This is a genomic window from Paraburkholderia sp. BR14312 (assembly GCF_040948675.1).
Taxonomy (GTDB): Bacteria; Pseudomonadota; Gammaproteobacteria; order Burkholderiales; family Burkholderiaceae; genus Paraburkholderia; species Paraburkholderia nodosa_A.
In genome coordinates, this window is the sequence record NZ_JBFPKI010000021.1 from 1 (window position 1) to 13,052 (window position 13,052).

Below are 13,052 nucleotides of genomic sequence, written 5' to 3' on the forward strand. Positions count from 1 at the left end.
AGTGATGTCCGATTCCTGCCCTGGTTGAGGCGCACGCTCGCGTGAGGCGTCGACCAGGGGCAAACCATGAACGGACGTGAGCTGATCACGGCAAGCATGCACGAACTCGAGCGGGTCAAGGTCATCGACCCGGCCGTCGAGACCGTGCGCACACTGATGCGGCCTTCATGTCAGAGGGACTTAGAGCCGGGCACCGCCCGTCGCATCGATCACCTGCCCCGTCGTCCAGCGTGCCTCATTCGATGCGAGGAACGTGACGACATCAGCGACATCAACAGGTTGACCCACTCGTGAGAACACCGACATGGCCTCCGCGCCGGCACGTGCCTCCGGCACCTTGATCCACGCCGCATTCATGTCGGTCTCCGTGACGCCCGGCATGACCGCATTCACCGTGATGCCACGAGGACCGAACTCAGGGGCAAGCGCCAGCGTCAGCGTTTCAATCGCACCTTTCGAAGCGGCGTAAGCGGGATGCGTTGGAGCCGCGACACGCGTAAAGCCCGTCGAAACATTGATAATTCGCCCATTGTCGCGGATGTGATCTGCAATAGCCTGGATCAGGAAGAACGGTGCCTTGAAGTTGATCGTCAGGACCTCGTCGAATGCGGACTCACTCGTCTCAGACAGGCGGATGGCCGGTGCCACGCCAGCATTGTTGACGAGGATGTCTAGCCTCGGCTCGCCCGTGGCGTCGATGGCAGCGGCCTTGAACTGTTCCCAGATACTGTCCGTTGCTTCCTTTCCGCGACTTAGGTCCGCTTCGATCGCGACGGCTTTCGATCCGAGAGCTTCGATTTCACGGATGGCGGCGTTCGCCGCATCCCGATTGGCGCCGTAGTGCACGCCGATGAACGCAGCCCCCTCTTTCGCAAATGCCAGGGCTACGGCATGGCCGATGCCACGCGAGCCTCCCGTAATCAGGGCCACCTTGTTTGAAAGCTTTGCAGACATCGACCACTCCTTCCTGACTGAATTAGTAGTGGTCACTATAATATTGACGTCGAAACACGCTTGTCAACGATTTTTATAGGACTCGATATAAAAATGAGTGAACCCGCCCGGAAACGCGGCAGGCCGAGGTTGCTGGACCGCGACGTGGGACTCGATGTCGCCGCTCGGCTGTTCTGGGAGCATGGATACGAGGGCACCTCGATCGCCGATCTGACCGAGGCCATGGGTATCCCGCCGCCGTCCCTCTACGCAACCTACGGCTCCAAGGAGGACCTTTACAGACAGGCGCTCGACCATGTCAGCGAGCGCGAAAACAAAGCCGTGCTGGAAGCGCTAAGCGGAAAGTTGCCGGCGCACGATGCGATAGCGTTCTATCTGCACGACGCTGCGGCACGCTTCACCGACCCGGGAAGGCCGCGCGGCTGCATGATTTCGACTGCTGTTCTCCAACACGCCGAAAAGAGCGAGTCGGTCGCCCAATTGGTCTCCGCGCGACGGGAACTTGGGCTGCAGACCATCAAGGTACGCTTCGACCGTGCCGTCGCTGAGGGCGAACTTGCCCCGGATACCGACACCGAAGCGCTCGCACGCTTCTATGCCGCAGTGGTGCAAGGCATGTCCGCGCAAGCCTGTGATGGGGCATGCAGGGAAAGACTGAAGCGGCTGGCTGATATTGCGATGTCTGCATGGCCTTCGCCTCCAGTTCGCCGCCGGAAGCCGGTTTCATGAGAGAACCCGCTTTCACCAAACACGATCCAGCGCACTGATCGGTGTGCCATCATTCGTGATTGCCTTTGCCGTCTTCCCACGCTCGACCCTAAGGATTGCCGGCAGCGACACACGATTCTTCGCGGCCGTGACTTCTGCGAGAATCGATATCGCGATTTCGGGCGGCGTGCGGCTGCCGATATAGATCCCGGCCGGACCGCGCAACCGTGCAAGTTCTGCGTCGCTCAGATCGAACTCTTTAAGCCGCTCGCGCCGTGCAGCATTGTTGCGCCGCGAGCCAAGCGCACCGACATAAAACGCGGGTGTCTTCAGCGCTTCCATCAGCGCGAGATCATCGAGTTTAGGGTCATGCGTGAGTGTAATGATTGCACTGCGTTCGTCGGGTCTCATTTCCAGGACCGTATCGTCAGGCATCGTGCGCACGAGTTGCGTGCCGGGTACATTCCATGTCTGCACATACTCCTCGCGTGGATCGCACACCACCACCTGATAGTCGAGTCCTGTCGCGACCTGGCATAAGTAGCGCGATAGCTGTCCCGCGCCAATAACGAGCATACGGTAACGGGGCCCGTGAATCGTCGTCAGATGCATCCCGTTGAAGTGCACACCGTCAGTCGTCCCCGGTGGCCCAAGTGTGACGGCACCCGTTGTCATGTCTAACGTGCGCGCCACCAGTTCGCCACGACTGAGCGCTTCGTGCAGGGCCTTAATACGGCTTTGCCGCGTAATCGGCTCAAGCACGAGTCGCATCGTGCCACCGCAAGGCAACCCGAACCGATGCGCTTCCTCGGCACTAATGCCGTATTCGACCACCTCCGGCACCCCTTGCGCGACGCCGTACCGACGCACCTGGTCGATGAGGTCATCTTCGATACAGCCGCCTGAAATGGAGCCCACCACACGACCGTCATCGCGCAGGACAAGCATCGCCCCCTCCGGGCGAGGCGACGAACCCCAAGTCTTCACGACCGTAACAAGCAGCATTCGGTGGCCCGCATCAAGCCAGTGCATCGCAGCTTCCAGCACCTCGAAATCGACACTGTTCATGCTCACATTCTCCTACGGTACGCAGTCGAGCCGCGTCATGCACGTGCGCCTACTGACTGCCGAACGGCGTTTTGACCGTCAGCCGGTTGGTCACGGACCTCACGCCGGGAACGCCCCGCGCGATCTCCGTCATCTCACCGATGTGTGAAGCATCAACCACCGTCCCGTCGAGCGTCACCGCGCCGCGCTTCACCACCACGCTGATGGCACCCGCGTCGATCTCCTCGTGCTGTGCGATTGCCGCGTAGACCTTGCGGCGCAGCGCAAAATTGTCCTTCCGGCTACTCGTCTGCGTGACGCTGCCGGAGGCTTCGGTCGCTGTGCCTTTCGACACGGTGCGCGCTTCGCTCTCGCTGGCCTGCGCCCAGACGTGAATAGATGTTGATCCAACCAGCAACCCGACAGCGATTTTCAGTGCCCTGCTTGTCTTCATTCATTGCTCCAATCAGCCACGGTGGGATCAGAAGGTGTGCCGAATGCCAATCATCGCGGCGGTGCTGGAGGTACCCTCAGGAACCGGCGCGGCGTAGGCGATCGCCTGGCTCATCTTGCCCCGGTTATTGACATGGCCAACCTGTACATAGGCGATAGTGGTCCTGGACAAACTGTATTCGGCGCCCACCGCGTACGCATCCGATTGATTGGATGAAACGTTGCGGTCCTTGAGGTAATAAAAGCCAGAGGTGACCTTGAAAAACGGCGTGAACTTGTAGCCGAGCCCCGCGGAAATCATCTCGAAGTCGGCCTGACCGCTGTTCGCCGGATCCTTGCCGATGCTGTATGACGTCGATACTGACAGGTCGTGGAACGTGTACATCGCGCCGAAATAGTAAAAGCGATTGTTATCGCGCCCGGTGGACGGTGCCGTGATGATCGCGCCGATCGCTGTCGTCGTGAAGGGATTGCTGTCGTGGCCGTTGTAGTAAGCAGCCGAGAGATTGAGACCGTAGTTCGAATACCTGAGCACGGCAGACTCGCGCGTGCCACCCTGGGATTGACCGGCGACGCCGCCCGGCGCATATTCGAGTCCCAGCGATAGACCGTGAAATTTCGGCGACTGGTAAACGATCGCGTTAGAGTCGTACAGCGCACCGATCGCTCCGTTTGTACTGGTGCCCTGCCAGCCTGCAGCCTGATTCATGCCAAGCCATGCGGTGAGGATACTGCCGAAGAATTGCGCGCCCCGTACGTCGGTGTCGGCCATCGCAAATATTATCGGCACGAACTGACGGCCCGCATCGATCGAACCGAAAGGACCGGAGATGCCGATCGTCGCTTGCTGGTTGAAGATTGCGCTGACGCCCGGTGTGTCGGACAGTCCGAACTTCCCGTTGGTACTGGTGAATGCTCCCTGGAGCTTGAAGTTGACCTTGTAACCACCGCCAATGTCTTCAACGCCCTTGAGCCCCCAGAAACTGGTGAAAATTCCCGCGTCCTTGAGTGCGTATAGGTGGCCGAGATTCATTTTCGACTGGAAATTTGGCGCATTCGCGCTTTGATACAGCAATCCCGTATCGAGCGCGCCATACAGCGTCACCGACGATTGCGCGTGTGCCGCGACCGTCCACACAAAGACCGTCGAGGCGACGAACACTTTCATTTTCATGCTGTCTCCAATGTCATATTTTTTGGTGGATGCGGCCACGCTTCGAACTTCCACGTCGTCTTTTCAGCCCGTTTCCGGCCCGAAAAATATTGCGGCCAATCCCATTCCGAATACGGTTGCGAGAGTGATTCCCACCACACGGAATCCCAGATTCGCCGACGCAAACGACACGAGCAACGGTCCGAACGCGGTAAAGAGACGGGCCATATTCCAGGCGAAGCCTTGTCCTGTGGCGCGAACATGGAGCGGAAAAAGCTCAGTCAGGTACAGAGCGACGATCCCAAATCCGCCCATTGCGAAGAAACCGAATCCAAGCATTGAGAAATAGAACGTCCCCAGTGTTTTCGCCGCTCCAAAAAGGACAACGACTGCAATCCAGGCGCCAGCACAAAACACTGCGTAGACGATCCGTCGGGAGACACGCGGCATCAGACTGACGAGGAGCAGAATCGAGGCGTATCCAAGCACCGCACCGGCGTTGGTCGCCATGAAAGCGATGCCCGTCTGTCGCGTGAATTCCGCGCTGCCGGCGGATGGGAAGAACTCTCTCAGCAACGTGGGAAAGATGATGGATGCCCCCCAGCCACCGATCATCATTGCCGAGGCAATGAGCGTTCCGACAATGGTTCGACGGCGCAACGGGCTGCCAAATATCTCCGATATCGAACCCATTTTCGGACCTGCGTGACGCATTGCGGCCGCACGTGACTGCTCCCAACTCGCCGATTCCGGTGTGATGAACCGCAGGCCAAGGCTCGCGAGTGCCGGTGCCGCCCCCACGCCAAGCACCCAACGCCATCCAGCGCCTGAAAGCAGGATCGCGAGCGCGGAGGCGGCAACCAGCCCTGCCACATTGGCAACCTGCATCACCTGAACGGCCTTCGCCCTGTGTTTTTCTGGCCAGGTCTCCACGACAAGCGCGGCGCCGGCGGCCCACTCACCACCGATTCCAAAGCCCGCCAGCATCTGAAACAGGAGGAGTTGATACCAGTCTCGCGCGAAGGCACCGGCTGCCGTGAATACCGAGTAAATCAGCATCGTGCCGAGCATCACTCGCGCTCGCCCGAACCGGTCTGCCACGATACCGGACAGAATCCCGCCGATGCCCCAGCAAAGCAGTTTCGCGCCGACAATGAGCCCTCCAATCCGCATGACGCTGCCCTGTGAAGCCCCGAGCAGGTCGTGAAGGGCCGGAACCATGATCATGGTGAACAGGTAGAGATCCATTGCATCGAACATCCACCCCACAAACGCGGACGCAAGTACAATCCAGGCGGCCTTGCCCACGACAGGAGCACCAACATTGCTCCCATGGTCTGTCGACTCGAAAGGGGTCGAGTTCGTTTCCATCTTCCCATCTCCTGCTTTGCACTACTTATGATTAGACAAACAGTTCCGGACACTTCGATGGCATCGCGTGCTGGCATGACAGGGTTCAGTAGAAGCGGCTGCCGTTTGCCCGCCTGACCAAACTGATCAGAAACATGAACGAAGGGAACTATGACGAACGCGGTCTGGCAAACCACCGCCTGCACTTCAAAACCAGCATTTTCCACAACAAGCCGAGTACGGAAATCTCGTTCGTTGAGCGTGCTGAGTTGTCGCGGCGTGTTGCCGCCACGGGTTCTCTGTCTCCAAGTTTCTCCAGCAAATTCGCCGCGAATTGACGGACCATCTGTTCCGATACGGCATTGATGATTCCAACTCCGCGGCCATACTGCGCCACCTGCCCCGCCATCTGCACACTGGTGCGAACGTCAACCTGGGTGCCGGCGGCTTCATTGAGGCGTGATAGAGAAAACGTGGTCACCGTATTGGCCGATCCGCGGTTTTTGGTCTCCTGCCATGTGGCCTCAACGGTCGCCGTATGCACGTCACCCCACGGGGCGCTCAAGGTGACCTTGCCGGAGAACTCCATCGCGACTGGACCCAGCTTGACGCGAATCAGCCCCCTGTACGAGTCCTTGCCGAGTGTGTCCGTGAGCGTCGCACCGGGAAAGCAGGACACCACCAGCGGAACGTCGAGTAGTGCGTTCCAGGCGTTCTCGATAGTCGAGTCGACCGAAAAGCGATTTACGATCTCCATACTTCTCCACCTTCATCCGTGTATTGCTCAAACTGGCTTAATAAAACGTCCGCGTACGCATCGGGCGCGTCGACACATGCAAGGTGCCCGGCAGCGCGCAGCGTCCGTTCCTCCGCCCCATGGATTCCTTGCGTCAACTGCGCCGATACGGTTCTGGGTACACTTCCGTCGAGTTCGGCGTTGAGCACGAGTGTCGGGACCTCGATGTCGCACAGAAGACTGGAGACGTCATCCGTGGCAATGGCGTGCAATATCTCCAGGTAATCCTTTGAAGCGATGGCCGCAATCTGCTGGGCAAGTCGCTCCCGCTTCGGGTACGCCGTGTTTCTGTGGAGGGTCTGCTCCACGTACATGCGCGCAAAGAGATGCATTGGCAGCTTTTTCAACATCCCTTCGGTTGCTGCGAGCCGCTTGGCTACCGTCGGTCCGGAAACGCTTGCGTAAGCACTCGACAAGACCATGACAGCCACGCGTCGACCCAGCTTCGCGGCAACGCGGATTGCAGTGAGTCCCCCCATCGAGATACCCACCAGGCCAAAACGGTCGAGACCGATGGCCCCCGTCACCGCAACGACGTCGCTGGCAACCGCGTCTGCATTCCACGCGCTTCGCTTCGTCGAGTCGCCGTGACCGCGGGCATCTATTGCCACGACTCGATAATTCGCGGTGAGTGCGGGCAGAATATCGTCCCACAGCGCGCTCGATGTGCCGAGACTATGGAGCAAAACGACCGCGGGCCCGTTGCCGATGTCGATATAGGCAATGCGCTCGCCGTCGACGCTCAGAAACCGCTTGTCGTGGGACGGCGCGAACGGCGCTGTCACGTCGAGGCGAGCCGCAATCGATTCCGCCAGAACGTCGGCGGCAAGCTTTGACGAATCCGGGCCGGCCGATTCGCGCAGGAAGGTCTTGATTCCGAGTAATGCCTGCGGAGCCCGGCTGTTCATGAACGCGATGAAATCGTCCTGCGCGTTGTCCAGTTCCCAAGGAGCGACTATTTCGCCGATGAGCCCATACTCCAGAGCGGTCGTCGCGTCGATGGGCCGACCCGTCAAAACCAGACGCGAAATCGCCTTGACATGGACACGCGAGATGAGCACGGACATCAGCAGGGCAGGAGCAAACTGCTTCTCCAGTTCGTTGGCTTCGAACTGGCTGCGCACGTCGGCGACTGCGTAGTCGCTCGCTGCAACGATTGCGCAACCCATACCCGAAGCGAGCCCTTTGACGAAACACGCAACCGGTACCGCACTCGAACGGATTGCCTCATAGAGTGCGAGAATGGGCACCGCGCCCCGTTCCTTGATTGCAGGGCGTGGATCTTCCATTGGGGAAAGTGCCGGCGGTGGCGAAGAGGCCCGGCCTGCGCAGAAGTTCTCGCCTTCGCCGGACAACACGATTGCCACGGTGCTCTCGGGAGGGTCACTGATCACCTCTGTGAGCGCTCGAGTCATTGCGTCATCCAGCTCGTTCCTGCCGTCAGCACTGTTCAGGGCAATGTGCAAAACATGACCCTTCATCTTCAGCAGAAGATTTTCATGCATTCCGATCTCCACGTTCATCGCGATTTCACGCCGGGTGATGGCATGCCGGGTACAAACTGCCGAACAACCCCCTGGTTCTGAAGTGTCCTCAGTTCGTCAGTATCCAGCCCGACGTACTCTCCGAGCACGACGTTCGTATGCTCCCCCAGATGCGGTGGGTAACTCGCATCGACAGGCCCCGAGGTATCGAGCTTGATTGGATTGCCGGGCACGCGCACATGAGATCCCGCTCCGCTGCGAAGCTCGACGAGCATGTCTCTGTGCGCGACCTGGGAGGCGTTCAGTGCTTTATCCACCGTCTTGACCAGAGCGGCCGGAATCGAGGCCGAATTCAGCAGATCGAGCCAACTCTGCGCGGATTCGGACCGAAAGCGCGCCTCCAGTATTTCCCATAGCGCCGCCTTGTTTGCCAGGCGTTCGTCCGGATCCTTGAATCTCGGGTCGTGGACGAGGTGTGGCAAACCGACTACCTTGCACAGGTCCGCCCACATACGTTCGGTGTTGGCGGTCACAACCAGTGAAACGCCGTCGCCACATTCGAACGAGCGGTAAGTCGGTATCGAATCGTGGCCTCGTCCCTGGGGTTCCGGCACTTCACCCGATAGCAGGTAATAGGCGCCTTGATAACAAAGCATCGCGATTTGCGCATCGAGCATCGACACATCGACGAACCGTCCTTCGCCGGTCGTCTGGCGCTCGACCAGCGCAGCGAGTACGCCCATTACGCCGTACATGCCGGCCGCCAGATCGCCGATCGGAATGCCAGCGCGAACGGGCGCTCGCCCAGGCTCCCCGGTCAGACTCATGCCCCCTGACATCGCCTGCACGATCATGTCGTAAGCGGGAAGATCCCTGTCCGGGCCGGTCTGTCCGAAGCCGCTGATACTGCAATAGACGAGCCGCGGACTGCGCGCGCGAAGCGCCGCTTGACCGAGCCCGAGCCGCTCCATCACACCGGGCCGATTGTTTTCGACAAGGACATCTGAATGTGCCGCCAGCTCCCGAACGAGTTCGGCTCCCCGCTCCGTCTTGAGGTCAATGACCACGCTCTTCTTGTTGCGATTGACCGCAAGATAATAGGCGCTGTCGCCCTCTACGAAATGCGGTGGCACGCCGCGTGAAAGTTCGCCCGCCGGCGGCTCGATCTTGATGATCTCAGCGCCGAGGTCACCGAGAATTTGCGTTCCGAAAGGGCCCGACAGGAACTGCGTGAGATCCAGAACCCTCACGCCGCTCAGCGGACCGGTTTTTCCAGATTCCATAGCGTTATCCTGCAAGTTCTTCGTTCGAGGTGTGTTGGGGAGCGGCGTCGCTGTAGGCGCCTGCGGCATGCAGCCGATCAGAGATCATTTCAGGCAGCACGGGAGTTTCGTCAAATCGGATAGACCAACGGCTCAGCGCATCCTCGATGGCACTGACGATCGCCGCGGATGCAGGAATCGTCCCGCCCTCCCCGGCGCCTTTGACGCCAAGCGGGTTGTTCGGCGAGGGCGAAACGAGATGCGCCATCGCGATGTGGGATGGCATGTCGAGAGCGGTCGGCAGCAGAAACTCCGCGAAATTCGTCGCAAGCGGCTGGGCATTCTCGTCGTAGGCATGCCGCTCGAGCAGCGTATTTCCGATCCCATGGGAAATCGCGCCAATCACCTGCCCTTCGACGAGCATCGGATTGATCACATTCCCGCAATCGTGCGCAACGCCATAACGCAAGACCTTTACGTAGCCAGTCCCGATATCCACCTCGACTTCCGCGAACGCCGTTCCGTTGGCGTAGACACTGGCTTTCGGGGAGAAATAATGCGTGACGGTCATGCCTGCATCCAGCCCGTCAGGAAGCGTGAACCCAGGTATCCCATAGGACATCTGAGCGATTTTCCCGAGCGGCAACGCCCTTTCCGGCTGACCTCGCGCGCATACGACGCCACGCGCGATCTCGATCTGGTCCAGCGGAACTCGAAGGGCGTTCGCAGCCAGCGCCCTGATTTTTCCCGCGAGCTTGCCGCATGCAATGTGGACTGCATTTCCGGCGTTGACGGTGATCCGGCTCGCGAATGTCCCGACACCCATTGCAAGCTTGCCCGTATCGCCGACGACTACCGTGATGGCATCCATCTCGACACCGATCTGATCGGCTGCGATCTGGGCAAAGATGGTTTTCATGCCTTGCCCCTGCGCGCCGGCGCCACCGACGTCCAGGTGTATGCGTCCGTCGTTTTGCAACGTGACTTCCGCCCCTTCATAAGGACCGAGACCACAGCCTTCCACATAATTGGCAAAGCCAATGCCAAGATATCGTTGCCGCGTGCGCGCGTCCTCCTGGCGGGCGCGAAATGCGTCCAGACCGGCAAGCTCCTCTGCCTTTTTCTGGGTCTCCGGATAGTTGCCGGAGTCATACACCATCTGCGAACCGTCGCGGAATATCAGGCCAGTTTTGTACGGTAGCTGTTCCGGCTGCACGAAATTGCGACGTCGAATTTCCAGACGAGTGAGGCCGAGCTGGTCGGCTGCGGCATCGAGCATCCGCTCCATCGCGAATACCGCTTTAGGCCGCCCCGCACCACGCACCGGCGTGGTGGGTACCATGTTCGTGCACGCGACTTTCAGCTTCACCTGGAATGCCGGGACGACGTACGGACCCAGCGACGAGGTCACCGCGATGATCGGCACGACTATGCCCCAAGGCACATACGCACCGTTATCGTGGACCACGGAACCGCGCACGCCGAGGATCTTTCCGTCCTGGTCGAGCGCCATCTCGAGATCCCACAGTTGATCGCGCTCCTGGGTAATACTCAGGAAGTGCTCGCGACGATCTTCGGTCCATTTGACCGGCACACCCAGCCTGAGTGCAGCCGAGGCCACGACGAACTCTTCCGGATAGGCGATACCCTTGGGACCGAACGCCCCTCCAACGTCCGGCATGATGACCCGGATCTTCGCTTCGTCGTAGCCGAGCGCTTGCGCGAGGAGACGTCTTTCGAGATGCGGCGCCTGGCCTGAATTCCAGACGGTCAGATCACCGGTGCCGCCATCGAGCCGCGCGAGGGTTGCGCGGCACTCCATCGGGTGCGCAGTTGCGCGATGATGGAATATCTCGCGCTTGACCACGTGCGCTGCGCTTGCAAAGGCCGAGTCGACTTCGCCGAAAGCAAACGGCATGTCGAGCAGGAGGTTTGTCGGAACGTCGCTGTGAGCCCGTGGCGCATCCGGGTCGAATATCTTCCTGATGTCGCCGGCAACAGGCAGTACCTCGTAGTCGATCTGCACCAGGTTAGCGGCGTCTTCCGCGATGTACCGGCTTTCGGCAAGGACAACGGCAACCGCCTCGCCGACGTAGCACACCTCGTCCGCAGCCAGCGGCGACCACATGCGCGGCTCATTGAGCATGTGAGTGGGCGCCAGGACAGGCAAGGGCCGCCGCAGCGCTTCGTCCAGGTCGGCCAACGTCCAGACATGCTGCACGCCCGGTACGGCCTTTGCTGCTTGCGTATCGATGTGCCTGATGCGGGCGTGCGCGTGCGACGATCGCACGAAACAGCAATGCAACGTTCCAGCAAGGTGGATATCGTCGACGAATTGCCCCTCGCCTTTGAGCAGCGCTGGGTCTTCGGTGCGCTTGACGGGTTTGCCGACATATCGCGCGCCCACGGCCGACTCCGAAGGGGCATCGCTGCTCTTCGAGTGTGCGGTAACCAGACCGAAAACTGGATCGGGCTCGCCGCGCATTCTCGCTGCGGCGAGCAGCGCGGCTTCGACTATGGCCTGGTAGCCCGTGCAGCGGCAGATATTGCCGCTGATCGCATCACGAACTTGCGCCTCGGACGGGTCGGGGTTGGCCCGCAGAAACTCCGTGAGTGTGGTCAACATGCCCGGGGTGCAGTATCCGCACTGCAACGCATGGCGATCCTGAAACGCCTGCTGCAGGATGCCTAGCGAGCCGTCGGCATTCGCCAGCCCCTCTACGGTTGTGACCTTCCGCCCGTCGACCTGGCCACAGAGCTGAAGGCACGAGCGCATGGAACGTCCATCCACCAGCACCGTGCATGCCCCGCAAACACCATGCTCGCAGCCATAATGCGTGCCGGTCTTGCCAAGCCGGTGACGAAGAAAATCGCCGAGCGTCACTCTGGGGTCGATGTCGCAGGTCACAGCCTGTCCGTTCAGTTCGAAGGCAATCCTTGCCTGTTCCACGAATTCGATTCTCTGATCCATGATTCCCTCAGCTTGCGTTCAATGCGCGAGCGAACGCACGCCCAAGCGCACGCTCGGTTACGGTGCTCGCGAGGCGTTGCCGATAGGCGGCACTGGCACTCGTGTCGCCAAGGGCATCGATCGAGCTTGCTCTGCCGGCTGCTGCCTTTGCGAGACCGTCGCTGGGCTGCTGTCCCTGGAGGACGTCGTCGAACTGCAGACGGCAAGGTTTGCTGCCCATGCCGCACAGGACCACGTCGGCACGGCGGATAGCGCGATTGGCGTCGACGGACACCATGGCCGCGGCCCCGACGATTGCGAAGTCCCCATGCCTGCGCGCGAATTCCTCGAACGCATAGCCGTGCGGCTCGTTCCAGATGCGCAGGCGAATTTGCGTCACCATTTCGTCCGGTTCGATCGAAGTCGTCATGAAGCCGCACGCGAACTCATGAAACGGGATGCGCCGCTCTCCGCGGGGGCTCACGGCGACGATGGTCGCATTGAAGATTTCGGCGAGTGCGGGCTGCTCCGAGGCCGGGTCGAGATTGCAAACGCTTCCGACAAAAGTGCCCCGATTTCGCGTCTGAATATGACCGACCAATCGATACGCCTCGACCATCAGCGGTGCGTATCGATGAATCAAGGGAGATTGCTCGATATCTCGCTGGCGAACCAGTGCGCCGATGCAGACCTCGCCGCCTTCCAACGCTATCCCGTCGAGGCCGGGTATCGCGTTCACGTCGATCAGATGGTCCACATACGCGTAACGCATGGCCAGCATCGGCATCAGCGTCTGCCCGCCAGCGATGAGGCGTGCGTTGTCCAGCGTGGCAAGCAGCTCGACGGCACGCGCCACGCTTTCCGGGCGGTGCCAGGTAAAGGGTGCTGATTTCAC

The 13,052-nt window shown here is 60.3% G+C and carries 11 protein-coding genes; 1 reads left to right on the forward strand and 10 read right to left on the reverse strand.

Annotation, left to right across the window (positions count from 1 at the left end; genetic code table 11):
* Positions 1 to 180 precede the first annotated feature (180 nt).
* Positions 181 to 954, reverse strand: a complete 774-nt coding sequence (locus AB3X98_RS38570) for an SDR family oxidoreductase (RefSeq protein ID WP_368606113.1) — start codon at positions 952 to 954, stop codon at positions 181 to 183.
* Positions 955 to 1,047: 93 nt separating this feature from the next.
* Between AB3X98_RS38570 and AB3X98_RS38575 the strand changes: the two genes are divergently transcribed.
* A complete protein-coding gene (locus AB3X98_RS38575) occupies positions 1,048 to 1,683 on the forward strand; it encodes a TetR/AcrR family transcriptional regulator (protein WP_069267259.1) in 636 nt (211 codons plus the stop codon).
* 12 nt (positions 1,684 to 1,695) lie between these two features.
* On the opposite strand, the gene AB3X98_RS38580 is transcribed toward AB3X98_RS38575, so the two are convergent.
* The 9 genes from AB3X98_RS38580 to AB3X98_RS38620 all read right to left on the reverse strand — a co-directional run bounded on the left by AB3X98_RS38580 (position 1,696) and on the right by AB3X98_RS38620 (position 13,052).
* A complete protein-coding gene (locus tag AB3X98_RS38580) occupies positions 1,696 to 2,730 on the reverse strand; it encodes an XdhC family protein (RefSeq protein ID WP_368606112.1) in 1,035 nt (344 codons plus the stop codon).
* Between the two features lie 49 nt (positions 2,731 to 2,779).
* Positions 2,780 to 3,163 (reverse strand): BON domain-containing protein, encoded by a 384-nt coding sequence (locus AB3X98_RS38585; RefSeq protein WP_069267261.1) that lies wholly within the window; start codon positions 3,161 to 3,163, stop codon positions 2,780 to 2,782.
* Positions 3,164 to 3,190: 27 nt separating this feature from the next.
* Positions 3,191 to 4,336: a porin gene (locus AB3X98_RS38590; protein WP_368606116.1), complete on the reverse strand. Its 1,146-nt coding sequence runs from the start codon at positions 4,334 to 4,336 to the stop codon at positions 3,191 to 3,193.
* A gap of 63 nt (positions 4,337 to 4,399) precedes the next feature.
* A complete protein-coding gene (locus AB3X98_RS38595) occupies positions 4,400 to 5,686 on the reverse strand; it encodes an MFS transporter (RefSeq protein ID WP_342950003.1) in 1,287 nt (428 codons plus the stop codon).
* A 148-nt stretch (positions 5,687 to 5,834) separates the two neighbouring features.
* Positions 5,835 to 6,422, reverse strand: a complete 588-nt coding sequence (locus tag AB3X98_RS38600; protein WP_368606111.1) for an SRPBCC family protein — start codon at positions 6,420 to 6,422, stop codon at positions 5,835 to 5,837.
* Positions 6,410 to 7,984 (reverse strand): alpha/beta fold hydrolase, encoded by a 1,575-nt coding sequence (locus AB3X98_RS38605; protein WP_368606110.1) that lies wholly within the window; start codon positions 7,982 to 7,984, stop codon positions 6,410 to 6,412. Before AB3X98_RS38605 ends, AB3X98_RS38600 begins: the two co-directional genes overlap by 13 nt.
* Entirely contained in the window at positions 7,981 to 9,228 is a 1,248-nt protein-coding gene (locus tag AB3X98_RS38610; RefSeq protein ID WP_368606109.1) for a CaiB/BaiF CoA transferase family protein, read from the reverse strand. The genes AB3X98_RS38605 and AB3X98_RS38610 overlap by 4 nt, the downstream gene beginning before the upstream one ends.
* Positions 9,229 to 9,232: 4 nt before the next feature.
* On the reverse strand, positions 9,233 to 12,178 hold the full coding sequence (locus AB3X98_RS38615) for a molybdopterin cofactor-binding domain-containing protein (protein WP_368606108.1): 2,946 nt from the start codon (positions 12,176 to 12,178) through the stop codon (positions 9,233 to 9,235).
* 7 nt (positions 12,179 to 12,185) lie between these two features.
* Positions 12,186 to 13,052: a xanthine dehydrogenase family protein subunit M gene (locus AB3X98_RS38620; protein WP_368606107.1), complete on the reverse strand. Its 867-nt coding sequence runs from the start codon at positions 13,050 to 13,052 to the stop codon at positions 12,186 to 12,188.

What these genes read in the sequence shown, in the direction of transcription:
- AB3X98_RS38610 (WP_368606109.1), bottom strand. Translation starts at nt 9,228, where the DNA reads ATGGAATCTGGAAAAACCGGTCCGCTGAGCGGCGTGAGGGTTCTGGAT.
- AB3X98_RS38580 (WP_368606112.1), bottom strand. Translation starts at nt 2,730, where the DNA reads ATGAACAGTGTCGATTTCGAGGTGCTGGAAGCTGCGATGCACTGGCTT.
- AB3X98_RS38570 (WP_368606113.1), bottom strand. Translation starts at nt 954, where the DNA reads ATGTCTGCAAAGCTTTCAAACAAGGTGGCCCTGATTACGGGAGGCTCG.
- AB3X98_RS38600 (WP_368606111.1), bottom strand. Translation starts at nt 6,422, where the DNA reads ATGGAGATCGTAAATCGCTTTTCGGTCGACTCGACTATCGAGAACGCC.
- AB3X98_RS38605 (WP_368606110.1), bottom strand. Translation starts at nt 7,984, where the DNA reads ATGAACGTGGAGATCGGAATGCATGAAAATCTTCTGCTGAAGATGAAG.
- AB3X98_RS38595 (WP_342950003.1), bottom strand. Translation starts at nt 5,686, where the DNA reads ATGGAAACGAACTCGACCCCTTTCGAGTCGACAGACCATGGGAGCAAT.
- AB3X98_RS38590 (WP_368606116.1), bottom strand. Translation starts at nt 4,336, where the DNA reads ATGAAAATGAAAGTGTTCGTCGCCTCGACGGTCTTTGTGTGGACGGTC.
- AB3X98_RS38575 (WP_069267259.1), top strand. Translation starts at nt 1,048, where the DNA reads ATGAGTGAACCCGCCCGGAAACGCGGCAGGCCGAGGTTGCTGGACCGC.
- AB3X98_RS38585 (WP_069267261.1), bottom strand. Translation starts at nt 3,163, where the DNA reads ATGAAGACAAGCAGGGCACTGAAAATCGCTGTCGGGTTGCTGGTTGGA.
- AB3X98_RS38615 (WP_368606108.1), bottom strand. Translation starts at nt 12,178, where the DNA reads ATGGATCAGAGAATCGAATTCGTGGAACAGGCAAGGATTGCCTTCGAA.